Annotated in this window: 17 protein-coding genes; 10 read left to right on the top strand and 7 right to left on the bottom strand. The window is 64.7% G+C overall.

Features of this window, described 5'->3' with window-relative positions; translation table 11 throughout:
• The first annotated feature begins 42 nt into the window (after positions 1-42).
• The 4 genes from N7422_RS26545 to N7422_RS26530 all read left to right on the top strand — a co-directional run bounded on the left by N7422_RS26545 (position 43) and on the right by N7422_RS26530 (position 3706).
• Positions 43-1419 (top strand): L-serine ammonia-lyase, encoded by a 1377-nt coding sequence (locus tag N7422_RS26545; protein WP_279809312.1) that lies wholly within the window; start codon positions 43-45, stop codon positions 1417-1419.
• A gap of 26 nt (positions 1420-1445) precedes the next feature.
• On the top strand, positions 1446-2567 hold the full coding sequence (gene gcvT, locus N7422_RS26540; RefSeq protein ID WP_279809311.1) for a glycine cleavage system aminomethyltransferase GcvT: 1122 nt from the start codon (positions 1446-1448) through the stop codon (positions 2565-2567).
• A 348-nt stretch (positions 2568-2915) separates the two neighbouring features.
• Positions 2916-3128, top strand: a complete 213-nt coding sequence (locus tag N7422_RS26535) for a cold-shock protein (RefSeq protein ID WP_279809310.1) — start codon at positions 2916-2918, stop codon at positions 3126-3128.
• 89 nt (positions 3129-3217) lie between these two features.
• Entirely contained in the window at positions 3218-3706 is a 489-nt protein-coding gene (locus N7422_RS26530) for an RDD family protein (protein ID WP_279809309.1), read from the top strand.
• A 208-nt stretch (positions 3707-3914) separates the two neighbouring features.
• Here the strand turns inward: N7422_RS26530 and lptG are convergent, their stop codons facing one another.
• A complete protein-coding gene (gene lptG, locus N7422_RS26525; protein ID WP_279809308.1) occupies positions 3915-4976 on the bottom strand; it encodes an LPS export ABC transporter permease LptG in 1062 nt (353 codons plus the stop codon).
• Positions 4969-6084 (bottom strand): LPS export ABC transporter permease LptF, encoded by a 1116-nt coding sequence (lptF, locus tag N7422_RS26520; protein ID WP_279809307.1) that lies wholly within the window; start codon positions 6082-6084, stop codon positions 4969-4971. The genes lptG and lptF overlap by 8 nt, the downstream gene beginning before the upstream one ends.
• Positions 6085-6374: 290 nt before the next feature.
• Between lptF and N7422_RS26515 the strand changes: the two genes are divergently transcribed.
• The 5 genes from N7422_RS26515 (at position 6375) to rlmF (ending at position 12829) form a co-directional block, all read left to right on the top strand.
• On the top strand, positions 6375-7868 hold the full coding sequence (locus tag N7422_RS26515; protein ID WP_279809306.1) for a leucyl aminopeptidase: 1494 nt from the start codon (positions 6375-6377) through the stop codon (positions 7866-7868).
• 50 nt (positions 7869-7918) lie between these two features.
• Complete coding sequence (locus N7422_RS26510; RefSeq protein ID WP_279809305.1) at positions 7919-8347, top strand: DNA polymerase III subunit chi; 429 nt, start codon at positions 7919-7921, stop codon at positions 8345-8347.
• 5 nt (positions 8348-8352) lie between these two features.
• Complete coding sequence (locus N7422_RS26505) at positions 8353-8718, top strand: DNA polymerase III subunit chi (protein WP_279809304.1); 366 nt, start codon at positions 8353-8355, stop codon at positions 8716-8718.
• 150 nt (positions 8719-8868) lie between these two features.
• Positions 8869-11715: a valine--tRNA ligase gene (locus N7422_RS26500; protein WP_279809303.1), complete on the top strand. Its 2847-nt coding sequence runs from the start codon at positions 8869-8871 to the stop codon at positions 11713-11715.
• A 163-nt stretch (positions 11716-11878) separates the two neighbouring features.
• Positions 11879-12829, top strand: a complete 951-nt coding sequence (gene rlmF, locus N7422_RS26495) for a 23S rRNA (adenine(1618)-N(6))-methyltransferase RlmF (protein ID WP_279809302.1) — start codon at positions 11879-11881, stop codon at positions 12827-12829.
• Positions 12830-12879: 50 nt separating this feature from the next.
• On the opposite strand, the gene N7422_RS26490 is transcribed toward rlmF, so the two are convergent.
• Positions 12880-13161 (bottom strand): HU family DNA-binding protein, encoded by a 282-nt coding sequence (locus N7422_RS26490; RefSeq protein WP_134691715.1) that lies wholly within the window; start codon positions 13159-13161, stop codon positions 12880-12882.
• Positions 13162-13552: 391 nt separating this feature from the next.
• Here N7422_RS26490 and yejK point away from each other — a divergent pair, with 391 nt between their 5' ends.
• Positions 13553-14560: a nucleoid-associated protein YejK gene (gene yejK / locus N7422_RS26485; protein WP_279809301.1), complete on the top strand. Its 1008-nt coding sequence runs from the start codon at positions 13553-13555 to the stop codon at positions 14558-14560.
• 154 nt (positions 14561-14714) lie between these two features.
• Here yejK and N7422_RS26480 read toward each other — a convergent pair whose 3' ends face one another.
• The 4 genes from N7422_RS26480 to N7422_RS26465 all read right to left on the bottom strand — a co-directional run bounded on the left by N7422_RS26480 (position 14715) and on the right by N7422_RS26465 (position 17575).
• Positions 14715-15014, bottom strand: coding sequence for a GIY-YIG nuclease family protein (locus N7422_RS26480; protein ID WP_279809300.1), 300 nt, complete (start codon positions 15012-15014; stop codon positions 14715-14717).
• 43 nt (positions 15015-15057) lie between these two features.
• Positions 15058-15516, bottom strand: coding sequence for a nuclear transport factor 2 family protein (locus N7422_RS26475; RefSeq protein WP_279809299.1), 459 nt, complete (start codon positions 15514-15516; stop codon positions 15058-15060).
• A 102-nt stretch (positions 15517-15618) separates the two neighbouring features.
• Positions 15619-16893, bottom strand: coding sequence for an MFS transporter (locus N7422_RS26470; RefSeq protein WP_279809298.1), 1275 nt, complete (start codon positions 16891-16893; stop codon positions 15619-15621).
• A gap of 13 nt (positions 16894-16906) precedes the next feature.
• Positions 16907-17575 (bottom strand): FadR/GntR family transcriptional regulator, encoded by a 669-nt coding sequence (locus N7422_RS26465; RefSeq protein WP_279809297.1) that lies wholly within the window; start codon positions 17573-17575, stop codon positions 16907-16909.
• Between the last annotated feature and the right edge of the window lie 40 nt (positions 17576-17615).

Genomic DNA, 17615 nt, shown 5'->3' with positions numbered 1-17615 from the left:
AAGGGCCGCAAAGCGGCCCCAACATCTTCAGGAGGAACCACCATGTCCCTGAGCGTCTTCGACCTGTTCAAGATCGGCATCGGTCCCTCCAGCTCGCACACGGTCGGCCCGATGCGTGCCGCCGCGCGCTTCGCCGAAGGGTTGCGCCGTGACGGCTTGCTGGCCGACACGGTGAGCGTCAAAGCCGAGCTGTACGGCTCGCTCGGCGCCACCGGCAAGGGCCACGGCAGCGACAAGGCCGTGCTGCTCGGCCTCGAAGGCGAACAGCCCGACACCGTCGATACCGAAGCCATCCCCGCTCGCCTGCAGGCGATCCGCGACAGCGGCCGTCTGCGCCTGCTCGGCGAACACGAAATCAGCTTCGTCGAGAAGCAGCACCTGGCGATGATCCGCAAGCCGCTGGAGTACCACCCCAACGGCATGATCTTCCGCGCCTTCGACGCCGCCGGCCTGCAGATCCGCAGCCGCGAGTACTACTCGGTGGGCGGCGGCTTCGTGGTCGACGAGGATGCGGCGGGCCACGACCGCATCGTCGAGGACAGCACCGTGCTGGCCTACCCGTTCAAGACCGGCAAGGAACTGCTGGCCCATTGCACCACGCAGCAGCTGTCGTTCAGCCAGGTGATGCTGGCCAACGAAGCCGCCTGGCGCCCGGAGGACGAGACCCGCGCCGGCCTGCTGCGCATCTGGCAGGTGATGCAGGACTGCGTCGAGGCGGGTTGCAGGCATGAGGGCATCCTGCCGGGCGGGCTCAAGGTCAAGCGCCGGGCACCGGCGCTGTACCGTCAGCTCAGCCGCCATCCGGAGGCCAACCTGCGCGATGCGCTGTCGGTGCTCGACTGGGTCAACCTCTATGCCCTGGCGGTGAACGAGGAAAACGCCTACGGCGGGCGCGTGGTCACAGCGCCGACCAATGGCGCGGCGGGCATCGTTCCGGCGGTGCTGCACTACTACATGCGCTTCGTCCCCGGCGCCAGCGAGGACGGGGTGGTGCGGTTTCTCCTCACCGCCGCGGCGATCGGCATCCTCTACAAGGAAAACGCCTCGATCTCCGGCGCGGAGGTCGGCTGCCAGGGCGAAGTGGGCGTGGCCTGCTCGATGGCCGCCGGCGCTCTGTGCGAAGTGATGGGCGGCAGCCCGCAGCAAGTGGAGAACGCCGCCGAGATCGGCATGGAGCACAACCTGGGCCTGACCTGCGACCCCATCGGCGGCCTGGTCCAGGTGCCCTGCATCGAGCGCAACGCCATGGGCTCGGTGAAGGCGATCAACGCGGTGCGCATGGCCCTGCGCGGCGACGGGCAGCACTACGTCTCCCTCGACAAGGTCATCCGCACCATGCGCCAGACCGGCGCCGACATGAAAAGCAAATACAAGGAGACCGCCCGCGGCGGTCTGGCCGTCAACATCATCGAATGTTGACCCGAACAATACCTGAGGAGTCACCGATGTCCGAAACACTGCACAAGACCCCACTGCATGCCCTGCATCTGGAACTGGGCGCGCGCATGGTGCCCTTCGCCCGCTACGACATGCCGGTGCAGTACCCGCTCGGCGTGCTCAAGGAGCACCTGCACACCCGCGAGCAGGCCGGCCTGTTCGACGTCTCGCACATGGGCCAGATCATCCTGCGCGGCAGCGACGCCGCCCGGGCACTGGAAACCCTGGTGCCGGTGGACATCATCGACCTGCCGGTGGGCATGCAGCGCTATGCCATGTTCACCAACGCGCAAGGCGGCATCCTCGACGACCTGATGGTCGCCAACCTGGGTGACGACACCCTGTTCCTGGTGGTCAACGCCGCCTGCAAGGAGCAGGACCTGGCCCACCTGCGCCAGCACATCGGCAGCCGCTGCGAGATCCAGCCGCTGTTCGAGGAACGCGCCCTGCTCGCCCTGCAAGGCCCGGCGGCGGTCAAGGTGCTGGAGCGCCTGGCCCCGGAAGTGGCCGATATGACCTTCATGCAGTTCCGCCCGGTCACCCTGCTCGGCGAGGCTTGCTTCGTCAGCCGCTCGGGCTACACCGGCGAGGACGGCTACGAGATCTCGGTGCCTGTCGCTGCCGCCGAAGCCCTGGCCCGCCGCCTGCTGGCCGAGCCCGAGGTCCAGCCGATAGGCCTGGGCGCACGCGACTCGCTGCGCCTGGAAGCCGGCCTGTGCCTGTACGGCCACGACATGAATACCCAGACCACACCAGTCGAAGCCAGCCTGCTGTGGGCCATCTCCAAGGTCCGTCGCGCCGATGGCGCTCGGGCCGGTGGTTTCCCAGGCGCCGAAACCGTGTTCGCCCAACAGCAGCAGGGTGTGGCCCGCAAGCGCGTCGGCCTGCTGCCGCAGGAACGCACGCCTGTGCGCGAAGGTGCCGAGATCGTCGACCAGGCCGGCAAGACCGTTGGCCAGGTGTGCAGCGGGGGCTTCGGCCCGACGCTCGGCGCACCGGTGACGATGGGTTATGTCGATAGCGAACAGGCGGCGCTGGATACCCCGTTGTTCGCCGTGGTGCGTGGCAAGCAAGTTGCCCTTAGAGTCAGCAAAATGCCTTTCGTGGCGCAGCGTTACTACCGAGGCTGAATGAGTGGATCGGACGGGTTCGACATATTCGTTTTCGAACCTGTCCAATAACTTCTGAACATAGCGCCAGGCCAGGCGCCACGCCGTTTCCGACAAATCGTTCGGTTCTCGGGAAAAGCCTGATTTTCACCCTCCGCCAGGGCTTGTTTTTCGCTCGGCAGTTGGCGTAGAGTCATCGCACTGTGTTTGCATGGGTCGCAACAGTTCGTGACCTGGGCCAGTAGCCGCAATCTGCTACAACCCGTTCGACGTCTCTTACTTTCCTGCAACCCAGCCCGGTACTCTTTCACTGACAAAAAGTGTGAAAGAAACTGTCATCAAAATTTAAGTTTCATAGGAAATAAGACAATGGCTGAGCGTCAGAACGGTACCGTCAAGTGGTTCAATGACGAGAAAGGTTACGGCTTCATCACCCCTGAGAGCGGTGCTGATCTGTTTGTTCACTTCCGTGCCATCGAAGGCAACGGCTTCAAGAGCCTGAAAGAAGGCCAGAAAGTCACCTTCGAAGCCGTGCAAGGCCAGAAAGGCCTGCAGGCTGACAAGGTTCAAGTCAAAGAGTAATCCTCACGACTTCGAAGAAAGCCCCTACCCCGTGCAGGGGCTTTTTTTTGCCCGTAGAATAGCGGCTTCGCCATTCGGAGCCGTCCTGCATGTCCAAGCCTTTGCTCTCACCCCAGGGTGATTTCCCCCCCGTTGGCCTGGGTCGCCGGCTCGCCGCGATGTTCTACGATTTCCTGCTGTGCACCGCCCTGCTGATCGTCACCGCCGGCGCCTACAAGATGATCCAGATGGCGATCATCGGCGAGGCGCGCATGCGCGAGCTCACCGAAGCCGGGGCGCTGGATGGCGATCCATTGCTGTCGACGATCCTGCTGTTCGCCCTCTTCGGCTTTTTCGCCAAGTTCTGGACCCACGGTGGCCAGACCCTGGGCATGCAGGTATGGGGCATGCGCGTGCAGAACGCCGATGGCAGCGCCATCAGCCTGTGGCAGGCGCTGCTGCGCTTCGTGGTGTCGATCGCCTCCTGGCTGTGCCTGGGGCTGGGGTTCTTCTGGTCGCTGATCGACAAACGCAAGCGCAGCTGGCACGACATCTATTCCGAGACACAGCTGGTGCGCCTGCCCAAGCGCAAGAAATGATCCAGCCCGCGCCGACGATCGCCCTGTAGGAGCGGCCTTGTGTCGCGAAAGGGCCGCAGAGCGGCCCCGGCGATCTTTGAATGAACGCTGAAATCCTGGGGCCGCTGCGCAGCCCTTTCGCGACACAAGGCCGCTCCTGCACCAGGACAGTTCCGATTCACACAAAAAAGCCGACCCTGAGGTCGGCTTTTTCATGCAGCCCGGGCCATCAACCCGCCCGGCGCATCAACCACAAGCCCGCCAGCGCACAGATCCCCGCGGGGATCACCACCGCCAGCAACGGCGGGAAGCCAAACACCTGGCTCGATGGCCCCAGCAGATCCCCGGCGATGCGGAACACGAAGCCCACCAGCACACCGGTGAACACGCGCTGACCCAGGGTGACCGAACGCAGCGGGCCGAAGATGAACGAGATCGCCATCAATACCAGCGCGGCGGTGACCACCGGCTGCAGGACCTTGGTCCAGAACGCCAGCCAGTAGCGCGAGTTGTTCAGCCCCTGGTCGGCGAGGTAGTGGATGTAGTCCCACAGCCCAGTGATCGACAGCGACTCCGGCGCCAGCACCACGGTGTTGAGCAGCTCCGGCGTCACCGAAACGTCCCACACCTCTTCGGGCGCCTTGACCACTTCGGTGTGATCGCCACGGAAGTAGGTGGTGGAGACATCATTGAGCACCCACTTGCCTTCCACATACTGCGCCCGGCGGGCGAAGCTGGAGGTCTGGATCTTGCGCTCGGCGTCGAAGCGATAGCGCGTCACGCCCAGCAGCAGGCCATTGGGCTGCACCGAGTTGATGTGCACGAACTCCTCGCCCTGGCGGTGCCACATGCCCCGTTTGGAACTCTGCGCCTCGCCACCGCCCTGGGCCAGCGAACGGTCGGCCTGGGCCTTGTTCTCGGTCACCGGGGCCACGTATTCGCCGATCAGCAGGCCAACCAGCATCAGCACCAGCATCGGTTTCATCACCGCCCAGACGATGCGACCGATGGAAACCCCGGCGGCACGCATGATGGTCAGCTCGCTGCTGCTGGCCAGGCTGCCCAGACCGATCAGGCAGCCGATCAGCGCGGCCATCGGCAGCATGTCGTAAAGCCGGCGCGGGGCCGTCAGCAGCACATAGATGCTGGCGTCCAGCACGGTGTAGGTGTCACTGAGGTCGCCCATCTCGTCGATGAAGGCGAACAGCGAGGCCAGCCCGAGGATGATCCCCAGCACGGCGGCGATCGCCAGGAGCACGCTCTTGCCGATATAGCGGTCCAGTTTAACCACGGGCCACCTCCGCACGGCGGGCGGCACGCTTGAGGCGCAGCGGCTCCCAGTACATCAGCGCCAGGCCGATCAACAGGAACAGGCCATGGACCCACCAGATCCCCAGCGAGAGGGGCAGCTTGCCCTTCTCCAGGGCGCCACGCACGGAAATCAGCATCGTCAGATAGGCCATGTACAGAAGAATCGCCGGCAGCAGCTTGAGGAAGCGGCCCTGGCGTGGGTTGACGCGGGACAGGGGTACCGCCAGCAGGGTCACGATGAACACCAGCAGCGGCAGCGACAAGCGCCACTGCAGCTCTGCACGCTCGCGCACGCCGTCATGGCCGATCAGGTCGGTGGTGGGGATGGCCTCGCGCTCGGTCACCTCTTCGGCAACTTCCGGCTTGGGCAGCAGCACGCCATAGGTGTCGTACTTGATCGCACGGTAGTCGGCCTGGCCTGGATTGCCGTCGTAGCGATAACCGTTCTCCAGCACCAGGTAGCGGTTGCCGTCTGCCTGAACTTCCTGGTGGCCCTTCTCGGCGACCAGCACCGAAGGAGCACGGTCCTTGGTCTTGTCCTGGTTGAACCGCTTCTCGGAGATGAACACCCCGGCCAGGTTGACGCGGTCATCGGACAGCTGTTCGGTGTAGGTGACCCGCGAGCCGTCGCGCAGGGTCTGGAAGCGCCCCGGCACCAGCGTGTCGAACTCGGTCAGGGCATCCTGCTGGGCGATGATCTTCTGCACCTGGGCCACGCCCAGGGGGGCCAGGCTCAGGCTCAGCCAAGCCACCAGCAGGGCAACCAGCGCGGCCGGGGCCATGGTGATCGCCAGCAGGCGCTGCTGGCTCATGCCGGTGGCCGACAGCACGGTCATCTCGCTTTCGAGATAAAGCCGGCCATAGGCGAGCAGGATGCCGAGGAACAGCCCCAGAGGCAGGATCAACTGCAGGAAGCCCGGCAGACGGAAGCCCATGATCATGAACAGCACGCCCGGGTCGAGCACGCCCTGGGCCGCCTGGGCCAGGTATTTGATGAAGCGCCCGCTCATGATGATCACCAGCAGCACGGCGCTGACGGCGCTCAAGGTCACCAGGACCTCGCGGGACAGATAACGAAAGACGATCAAACCAGACACTCCTGGGTTGTCAGGGGCGGACAGCCAAACGAACGATTCGGACAGCCAAGACCAATGCCGGTTCGCCAAGGCGAACCTCCATGTAAAAGTGCGCGCATTATCCTGTGATTGACCGCGCCTGTCACTTGGCCGCGCATGACACTGAATACCGGGGTTGTCATGGAGGTCGCGGCAGGCTCAAACTGGCAGCTTTTCCGCTGGCCGGCAAAGCTGGCCGCCGCGGTATTCCGAGCGCCTGCATGAGACAGCGCGAACTGACAGATCATTCGGGGACCCCAGACATGGAACTGGTTGTAAAAAGCGTAGCCGCTGTATCCGTCAAGACCGCCACCCTGGTCGTGCCGGTGGGTGAAGGCCGCAAGCTCGGCGCCACCGCCAAAGCCGTCGACCAGGCCGCCGATGGCGCCATCAGCGCGCTGCTCAAGCGTGGCGACCTGGCTGGCAAGCCAGGCCAGACCCTGTTGCTGCACAACCTGCCAGGTCTGAAGGCCGAGCGCGTGCTGCTGGTCGGCAGCGGCAAGGACGAAGCGCTTGGCGATCGCGCCTGGCGCAAGCTGACCGCCAGCGTGGCCGGCGTGCTCAAGGGGCTGGGCGGTGCTGACGCGGTGCTGGCCCTGGACGACATCGCCGTCAGCGGCCGCGACGGCCACTACGGCAAGTACCGCCTGCTGGCCGAGACCCTCCTGGACGGCAACTACGTGTTCGACCGTTACAAGAGTCAGAAAGTCGAACCCCGCGCCCTGAAGAAAGTCACCCTGCTCACCGCCAAGGCCGGCCAGGCCGAAGCCGAGCGCGCCGTGAAACACGCCAGCGCCATCGCCACCGGCATGGCCTTCACCCGCGACCTGGGCAACCTGCCGCCGAACGTCTGCCACCCGAGCTTCCTCGCCGAGCAGGCCAAGGACCTGGGCAAGGCCCACAAAGGGCTCAAGGTCGAGGTCCTCGACGAGAAGAAGATCAAGGACCTGGGCATGGGCGCGTTCTACGCCGTCGGCCAGGGCAGCGACCAGCCGCCACGCCTGATCGTGCTCAACTACCAGGGCGCCAAGAAGTCTGAAAAACCCTTCGTGCTGGTCGGCAAGGGCATCACCTTCGACACCGGCGGCATCAGCCTCAAGCCCGGTGCCGGCATGGACGAGATGAAGTACGACATGTGCGGCGCCGCCAGCGTGTTCGGCACCCTGCGCGCCGTGCTCGAGCTGCAGCTGCCGATCAACCTGGTGTGCCTGCTGGCCTGCGCCGAGAACATGCCGAGCGGCGGCGCGACCCGTCCGGGCGACATCGTCACCACCATGAGCGGGCAGACCGTCGAGATCCTCAACACCGACGCCGAAGGCCGTCTGGTGCTGTGCGACACCCTCACCTACGCCGAGCGCTTCAAGCCCCAGGCGGTGATCGACATCGCCACCCTGACCGGCGCCTGTATCGTCGCCCTGGGCAGCCACACCTCCGGCCTGATGGGCAACGACGACGAGTTGGTCGGCCAACTGCTCGACGCCGGCAAGCGTGCCGACGACCGCGCCTGGCAGCTGCCGCTGTTCGACGAATACCAGGAGCAACTGGACAGCCCGTTCGCCGACATCGCCAACATCGGTGGCCCGAAGGCCGGCACCATCACCGCCGGCTGCTTCCTGTCGCGCTTCGCCAAGGCTTACCACTGGGCGCACCTGGACATCGCCGGCACCGCCTGGATCAGCGGCGGCAAGGACAAGGGCGCCTCGGGTCGCCCGGTGCCGCTGCTCACCCAGTACCTGCTGGACCGCGCCGGCGCCTGATGGCGCGCAGCCGGTGGCGCCCAAACGCCACCGGCCGGCACTGAAACATCATGAGCAAAGTCGATTTCTACATCCTGCCCACCGACTCGCTGTCAGCCCGCCTGGATTTCGCCTGCAAGCTGTGCGAGAAAGCCTGGCGGCTTGGCCACCGCGTCTACCTGCATTGTCAGGACGAAACGCAGCGTGACGAACTGGACCTGCGCCTATGGCAGTTCAAGGGCGAAGCTTTCGTGCCCCACGACCATGCCGAGCGGCACCAAGATGCCGTCGTCGCGCTGGGTATTGGCAAGGATGCCGGTGAACACCGCGACCTGCTGATCAACCTGGGCGGCGATGTTCCTGCATTCGTCGGGCAGTTCGAACGGGTCGCCGAGATCGTCGTCGAGGAGCCTGGCATTCGTCTGGCCGCTCGCGAGCGATTCCGTTTCTACCGCGAACAGGGCTATGCTCTGCAAGACCACCGCTTACAGCGACTCTGACGACGATGGACAAGCAGCTGAACTCCCTTACCCATTCCGCCCACCTGCTCGACGACCTCGAGTCGATCCGCGAGCTGCTGGGTGATTCCGACCTGCAGCCGCCGCTGCTGACCGATACCGTCGAGCAGATTCCCCTGCTGCTCGACGAACCGGCCGGCACCCCGCCAGCCGTCGCCGAACCTGCGCCGGCGCCTGAAGAGGATGCCCAGACCCGCCGCCAGGACACCCTGCTGCACCTGGACGCCGAACTGCGCGCCGCCGCGCAGTCGATCATGCAGGACGTGATCAACGACTTCACCCCGCATATCGAGACCGAGATCAAGCGCCGCCTGGATGCGCGGCTGGAACGACTGCTCAAGCGTTCCGAGTAACCATTCGCCCAGATCGCGGGGCAAGCCCGCTCCCACGGCAACACGTGGGAGCGGGCTTGCCCCGCGATGGGTGCTACACCTGTCTTGAAGCGCGCAGCTTGGTTATACTTCCCGGCTTTCCCGAACAAATGCCATAGGGTCCCGCCGCGCATGGACAAGACCTACCAGCCGCACGCCATCGAAACTTCCTGGTACAACACCTGGGAGTCCGAGAACTATTTCGCCCCACAAGGTGCAGGCGAGTCCTACACCATCATGATCCCGCCGCCGAACGTCACCGGCAGCCTGCACATGGGTCATGGCTTCAACAACGCGATCATGGACGCCCTGATCCGCTTCCGCCGCATGCAGGGCCGCGACACCCTGTGGCAGCCAGGCACCGACCACGCCGGTATCGCCACCCAGATGCTCGTTGAGCGCCAGCTGGAAGCCAAAGGCCAGAACCGCCACGACCTGGGCCGCGACAAGTTCCTGGAGAAGGTCTGGGAGTGGAAGGATCAGTCCGGTGGCAACATCAGCCGCCAGATCCGCCGCCTGGGCTCGTCGGTGGACTGGAGCCGCGAGCGCTTCACCATGGACGACGGCCTGTCGGACGCGGTCAAGGAAGCCTTCGTGCGCCTGCATGAAGACGGCCTGATCTACCGCGGCAAGCGCCTGGTCAACTGGGACACCAAGCTGCACACGGCGATCTCCGATCTCGAAGTGGAGAACCACGACGAGAAGGGCCACCTGTGGAACCTGCGCTACCCGCTGGCCGATGGTGCGAAAACCGCCGAAGGCAAGGACCACCTGGTGGTCGCCACCACCCGTCCGGAGACCCTGCTCGGTGACGTCGCCGTCGCGGTCAACCCGACCGACGAGCGCTACCAGGCACTGATCGGCAAGTTCGTCGAACTGCCGCTGGTCGGCCGCCGCATCCCGATCGTCGCCGACGACTACTGCGACCCCGAGTTCGGCACCGGCTGCGTGAAGATCACCCCGGCCCACGACTTCAACGACTACGAAGTCGGCAAGCGCCACAACCTGCCGCTGCTGAACATCTTCGACAAGAACGCCACGGTGCTGGCAGCCGTGCAGGCGTTCAGCCTCGACGGCAGCGTCATCGATGACATCGACACCTCGTTGCCTGCCCAGTACGCCGGTCTCGACCGCTTCGTCGCGCGCAAGCAGATGGTCGCCGACCTCGACGCCCAGGGCCTGCTGGCCAGCATCGACGACCACGCCCTGAAAGTACCGAAAGGCGACCGCTCCGGCACCGTCATCGAGCCGTGGCTGACCGACCAGTGGTATGTCTCCACCAAGCCGCTGGCGGAACCTGCCATCGCCGCCGTGGAAGACGGCCGCATCCAGTTCGTGCCCAAGCAGTACGAAAACATGTACTTCTCCTGGATGCGCGACATCCAGGACTGGTGCATCAGCCGTCAGCTGTGGTGGGGCCACCGCATCCCGGCCTGGTACGACGAGGCCGGCCAGGTCTACGTCGGCCGCGACGAGGCCGAAGTGCGCGCCAAGCACAACCTGGGCGCCGACGTGGTCCTGCGCCAGGACGACGACGTGCTCGACACCTGGTTCAGCTCGGGTCTGTGGACTTTCTCCACCCTCGGCTGGCCAGAGCAGACCGAGTTCCTGAAGAAATTCCACTCCACCGACGTGCTGGTCACCGGCTTCGACATCATCTTCTTCTGGGTCGCCCGGATGATCATGCTGACGATGCACCTGATCAAGAACGAGGACGGCACCCCGCAGGTACCGTTCAAGACCGTGTACGTTCACGGTCTGGTCCGCGACGGCCAGGGCCAGAAGATGTCCAAGTCCAAGGGCAACGTGCTCGACCCGTTGGACATCGTCGACGGCATCACCCTCGACGCCCTGCTGGAAAAACGCACCAGCGGCATGATGCAGCCTAAGCTGGCCGAGAAGATCGCCAAGCAGACCAAGGCCGAGTTCCCCGAAGGCATCGCCAGCTACGGCACCGACGCCCTGCGCTTCACCTTCTGCTCGCTGGCCTCCACCGGTCGCGACATCAAGTTCGACATGGGCCGCGTCGAAGGCTACCGCAACTTCTGCAACAAGATCTGGAACGCCGCCCGCTACGTGCTGGACAAGGGCGAGGACTGCGGCCAGAACGGCGAGGCCTACGAACTGTCGCTGGCCGATCGCTGGATCATCTCGCAGTTGCAGCGCACCGAAGCCGAAGTGACCCGCCAGCTCGAGCAGTTCCGCTTCGACCTGGCCAGCCAGGCGCTGTACGAGTTCATCTGGAACCAGTACTGCGACTGGTACCTGGAACTGTCCAAGCCGGTGCTGTGGGACGAGAACGCCCCAGTCGAGCGCGCCCGTGGCACCCGCCGCACCCTGGTGCGTGTACTGGAAGTGGCCCTGCGCCTGGCCCATCCGTTCATGCCGTTCATCACCGAAGAGATCTGGCAGCGCATCGCGCCGCTGGCTGGTATCGAAGGCAAGACCATCATGCTGCAGCCGTGGCCTGAAGCGAACGAGAGCCGCATCGACGCCGCCGCCGAAGGCGACATCGAGTGGCTCAAGGAGCTGATGGTGGGCCTGCGCAACATCCGCGCCGAGATGAACATCGGCCCGGGCAAGCCGCTGCCGCTGTTCCTCAAGAACGCCAACGCCGACGACCAGCGTCGCCTGCTGGAAAACGAAGCCCTGCTGAAGAAACTGGCCAAGGTCGAGTCGTTCACCGTGCTCGGCGAGCAAGACGAAGCGCCGCTGTCGGCCACCGCGCTGGTGGGTGACCTGCAGGTGCTGGTGCCGATGGCCGGCCTGATCGACAAGGATGCCGAGCTGGCGCGCCTGAACAAGGAAATCCAGCGCCTGCAGGGTGAAGTCCAGCGCGTGGGTGGCAAGCTGTCCAACGCCGCCTTCGTCGACAAGGCCCCGCCTGCGGTGATCGAGAAGGAACGCGCCAAGCTGGCCGAGTCGGAGCAGGCCCTGGCCAACTTCACCGAGCAGCATGCGCGGATTGCAGCGCTGTAACAATCTGATAGACCGCTGGGGCCGCGTTGCGGCCCTTTCGCGACACAAGGCCGCTCCTACAGGGACGGCGCCAGTTTGAGAGGCGCCGCTATCCTGTGGGAGCGGCCTTGTGTCGCGAAAGGGCTGCAAAGCAGCCCCACGGCCTGCAACACCGGATCCGACCATGACCAACAAACCCACCCTGCACCCACGCAACCGCCACCAGGGCCGCTACGACTTCCCCGCGCTGATCAAGGCGCACCCGGACCTGGCCCGCTTCACCATCACCAACCCCTACGGCAAGCCCAGCATCGATTTCGCCAACCCCGAAGCCGTGCGGGTGTTCAACCGCGCCCTGCTCAAGGCTCAGTACGGCATCCAGCACTGGGATATCCCCACCGACTACCTGTGCCCGCCGATCCCCGGCCGGGCCGACTACATCCACGTGCTGGCCGACCTGCTGGCCGAGGACAATGCCGGCGAGATCCCCCGCGGCGCCCAGGTGCGCGCCCTGGATATCGGCGTCGGCGCCAACTGCATCTACCCCTTGCTCGGTCACAGCGACTACCGCTGGCGCTTCACAGGCTCGGACATCGACGGCGTGGCCCTGGCCTCGGCCAAGGCCATCGTCCAGGCCAACAAGCTCGACAAGGCCATCAGCCTGCGCCAGCAAGCGCAGCCCAAGCACATCCTCAGCGGTCTGTTGCAGGCCGACGAGCGCTTCGACGTCACCCTGTGCAACCCGCCCTTCCATGCCTCCCGCGAGGAAGCCACCCGTGGCAGCCAGCGCAAGTGGAAGAACCTCGGCAAGCAGGATCCCAAGCGCAAGCTGCCGGTGCTGAACTTCGGCGGGCAGAACAATGAACTGTGGTGCGAGGGCGGCGAGATCCGCTTCGTCAGCCAGCTGGTCAGCGAAAGCGCCCAGTACGCGGCCCAGGTATTGTGGTTCACCAGCCTGGTGTCCAAGGCCAGCAACCTGCCGGGTATCGAGGCAGCCTTGAAGAAGGCCGGGGTGAAGGCCCTGCGCATCGTCGAGATGGGCCAGGGGCAGAAGCAGAGCCGCATGGTCGCCTGGAGTTTCCAGGACGACGCGGCGCGCCAGCAATGGCATGCCTCGCGTAAATCACAGGCATGAAAAAACCGCGCCCGGGCAAGCCGGGCGCGGTTTCGTCAACGCATCAACAATTACTTGTTGATCGAGTCGGTCAGCACTTTGGCTGGAACGAACTTGACGACTTTCTTGGCAGCGATTTCGATGGCGGCGCCAGTCGAAGGGTTGCGGCCGGTGCGGGCAGGACGCTCGGTGACTTTCAGCTTGCCGATGCCTGGCAGGGTGATTTCGGCGCCGTTTTCCAGTTGGTCGGCAACGATCTGGCCCAGTTGCTCCAGAGCAGCGCGCGCGGTGGTTTTCGGCGCGTCGATGGATTCAGCGATGTCGGCAATCAGTTGGTCTTTGGTCAGTGCCATGGTGGTGTTCCTTCCCTATCAAATCAGAGGTTGTGCAGCATGCTTGGTCGGTGGTCGGGCCAGCCCGGAACATTCCAGAGGCCGCGTCGATCGCGTATGTAGATACGCAAATCGGCGTTTGGTTCGACACCGCGCAAGCGATCTGCCAGCAATGCGCCACCCAAGGGGCGCAAGACGGCGCAAAGCTACCACAGGAATCGATAAATATCCGCTGTCGACGTTGATTTTGTGCAGGTTTTTCGGGGGTTTTCGGAAAATTCGCATTTTTTTGCACAAAAAACGAACAACCGGCATTTGCGCCAACATCTGGCCACTGCACCACCCCCACCCTGAGGTAAACTGAGCGCCTTTTGCAGCGCGGCCTTGCACCGCTCAGACCACCGAGAATTCCATGCCTATCCGTCATTGCATCGTTCACCTGATCGACAAGAAGCCCGATGGCAGCCCCGCCGTGCTCCATGCGCGCGACAGCGAACTGGCAGCGTCCGACGCCATCGAAAACCTCCTGGCCGATCTCAACGACAGCTACAACGCCAAGCAGGGCAAAGCCTGGGGCTTCTTCCACGGCGAGTCCGGCGCCTACCCGTTCAGCGGCTGGCTCAAGCAGTACCTGGATGAGGAAAAGGACTTCGCCGCCTTCAGCCGCGTCGCCGTCGAGCACCTGCAAAAGCTGATGGAGGAATCCAACCTCTCCACCGGCGGCCACGTGCTGTTCGCCCATTACCAGCAAGGCATGACCGAGTACCTGGCCATCGCCCTGCTGCACCACAGCGAAGGCGTGGCGGTGAACGCCGAGCTCGACGTCACCCCGTCGCGCCACCTGGACCTGGGCCAGCTGCATCTGGCGGCGCGGGTCAACCTGTCCGAGTGGAAGAACAACCAGAACTCCAAGCAGTACATCTCGTTCATCAAGGGCAAGAACGGCAAGAAAGTCTCGGACTACTTCCGCGACTTCATCGGCTGCCAGGAAGGCGTCGACGGTCCGGGCGAAACCCGCACCCTGCTCAAGGCTTTCAGCGACTTCGTCGAAAAAGAGGATCTGCCGGAAGAGTCGGCCCGGGAAAAGACCCAGACCTTGGTCGACTACGCCACCACCCAGACCAAACTGGGTGAACCGGTGACGCTGGAAGAGCTCTCCAGCCTGATCGACGAGGACCGTCCCGAGGCGTTCTACGACCACATCCGCAACAGCGACTATGGGTTGTCACCGGAAATCCCGGCCGACAAACGCACGCTCAACCAGTTCCGCCGCTTCACCGGGCGGGCCGAAGGCTTGTCGATCAGCTTCGAGGCGCATTTGCTGGGCTCGAAGATCGAGTATGACGAGGAAGCCGGAACGCTGGTGATCAAGGGCTTGCCAACGCAACTGATCGATCAGTTGAAACGGCGCAAGGACTGAAATCGCCGGGGGCGCGTTGCGCCCCTTTCGCGACACAAGGTCGCTCCTACAGGGAAACGCGTTCATCTGTAGGAGCGGCCTTGCGTCGCGAAAGGGCTGCAAAGCAGCCCCAGCGATCTATCAGGACCACAGACGACACCCGGTCCACCGTCGGCTAGACCACTACCCCCCCGACACCGACATAGGACGCCACCAACGCCTCCTTCGCCGCCTTGCGCAGCTTCTTCACCAGCCGCTCCTGGCGCAAGGCCTCGCCCTTGTCCGGCCACTGCTCCACATACACCAGCGCCTGCGCCGGACTGGTCTTGAAATACCGCGCGCCCTGCCCCTTCTGATGCTTGATGAACCGCCGCTGCGGATCGTCACTGATGCCGCAGTACAGCGAGCCATTGGCGGCACGCACCAGGTAGACGTACCAGGGTTTGCAATCGGTGGGTGTCGGTGTTTCGCTCACGGCTCGATTCGGCACGACGGAAGAAGGTCGCCAGCTTACCCCCTCAGCGCGCCTGCTGGAATGCGCGCAGCCCCTTGAATGCCTGTTGGCGCACCTTGTTCTGCAGCATCGGCGTCCAGCCCAGCAGCACCCCCGGCATGCCCAGCGCCTGACGCGCCCAGCGCCACAGGTCGAAGCTGTCGTGGTGCTGGCAGATCAGCCCGTCACGAATCACGAAGCGCGCCTGGATATCGTTGACCACCACCCGTCCGGTCTGGCTGAACAGGTAGGTCGCGACCCAATGCGCGCCATCGCTGCGCACATTGTCGAACGTCAGGGTGAAATCCTTGGCCCGGGAGGTGAGCATCCGCCACATGTCGCCAACGTCACGCCCGCGCAGGGTGCCGAACACCGGATCGCTGAAAACGATGTCATCGCTGTAGCAGGCCAGCATGGCCTCGGCGTCCAGGCGCTGAAAGGCCTGGTAGAAGCGGGTGATCAGGGCGCTGTTGGCATCGCTCATGGATTGTTCCTGCACGAGTACGGAACCCGCAAGATACTGCCTGGATGCCAGCAACACCATGCCCATTCGCGTCGTGAATGACGATCGCGGAGCAAGTCCGCCCTACACGCGCTCGCTGTTCACCCGCACATGCAGCGCCCGCCCGGCGCCAAGACCGAACACGATCGCAGCGACGCCCAGCACCGCGAAGATCCACCCCACCGCATTCCAGCCACCGGTGAGGTCATGCACCAGCCCGACCGCGAACGGCCCCATGGACGCCAGCGTGTAACCGACACCCTGGGCCATGCTCGACAGGTTCGCCGCCACATGGGCGTCCTTGGAGCGCAGCACGATCAGCGTCAATGCCAGGGCGAAGGTACCGCCCTGCCCCAGACCAAGCACGATCGCCCAACCCCACAATCCGTCGATCGGTGCATACAGGCAACCGAACAGCCCGGCCAGGGTCACCAGCATCACCACGACGATGGCCAGGCGCTGGTCCTTGCCGCGCGTCGCCAGCCAGGGCGCGCTCAGCGAGCTGACCAGTTGCACGATCACCGAGCCGGACAGCACCAGCCCCGCCTCGGTCGGGCTCAGCCCGCGGCCGATGAGGATCGAAGGCAGCCAGCCGAACACGATGTAGGCCAGCGACGACTGCAACCCCATGTACAGCGTCACCTGCCAGGCCAACGGGTCACGCCACAGGCCACGCACCCGGTAGGCGACCTTGTGCTGGCCGTGCCCCTGGCGGGCCTGGGGCAGCCAGAACAGCATCGCCACCAGCGCCGGCACCAGCCAGAAACCCAGCCCCAGTGCCCAGCTGTCATCGAAATGATGGGCCAACGGTACCGTTGCGCCGGCGGCCATCGCCGCACCCAGGCACAGCGCCATGGTGTAGACACCGGTCAGCGTGCCGGCATGCTGCGGGAAGTCGCGCTTGACGATGCCTGGCAGCAGCACGCCGATGATGCCGATGCTCGCGCCCGCCATCAGGCTGCCGAGAAATACTCCTGCCACACCCAGCGTGCTGCGCACCAGGATGCCCAGCGCCAGCATCAGGAGAATGCCGAGGATCACCCGCTCGCTACCGAAACGACGCGCCAGAATGGGCGCCAGCGGTGCGAACAGCCCCAGGCACAGGACCGGCAAGGTAGTCAGCAGTCCGGCCTGGGAAGCGTTCAGGCCCAGGCCATCGGCGACTTGCCCCAGCACTGGCGCCATGCTCGACAGTGCCGGACGCAGGTTCAACGCCACCAGCACCAGGCCCAGCAACAGCAACCAGGGCCGGCGCAACAGCACGGGGTGTTGCTGAACCTGTTCGTCGTCGGCCTCAGCGTCGATCAGCAGTTCGTCGAGCTCCGTCTGACGGGGAGCGGTTTCACGTTGTTCGGTCATGACCTTCTCGCTGTCAGGATTCGATGAGGGTCCGGCTCAGGTGCTTGGCCCGTTCCGGATCGCGTTGTTCGAGGGCGTCGAGGATCTGCCCGTGCAGGTCGAACACGGCCTGGCAACGGGGGACGCTGGTCATGTTGTGCTGCAGGGCGGCGCGTACCACGCTGGAGAAGTAGCGGTACAGCTCGCTCAAGGCGGGGTTGTGGGCGGCGTCCACCAGGCGCTGGTGGAAGACCAGGTCGCATTCGACGTAGGCGTCGACATCGCCATGGAAGTGCTGCGCGCTGTGCTGCAGGGACTCGCGCAGGGCCTTGAGGTCGGCGTCGGTGCGGCGCACGGCGGCCAGGCCGATGGCCTGCGCTTCGAGGATATGGCGGGTTTCGCGGGCGTGTTCGACTGCGCAGCGGGACATGACCTGCACGGCCTGCAATGGGTCCACGGCGGTACGCAGGTAGCTGCCGTCGCCCTGGCGGATTTCCACCAGACCGCTGAAGGCCAGGACGCGCATGGCCTCGCGGACGGTGTTGCGGCTGATGCCCAGGTCGCTGGCCAGCTCCGGTTCGGTGGGCAGGCGCTGGCCTACCGACCAGATGCCCTTGGCGATGCGGTCGCGGAGCTGGTCTACGGCTTGTTCTACCAGGGAGCGTTTGATGAGCGGGGTCAAGGGATGGGTACGTCCAGTCATCGGATGAATTTGGCTTGGGGTTGGACGATAGCGGGTTGAG

Origin of the sequence: Pseudomonas sp. GD04091 (assembly GCF_029836165.1) — a bacterium.
Classification (GTDB): domain Bacteria; phylum Pseudomonadota; class Gammaproteobacteria; order Pseudomonadales; family Pseudomonadaceae; genus Aquipseudomonas.
Note: the sequence above shows the minus strand (reverse complement) of the source record. Positions and strands in the feature narration are given on the sequence as shown.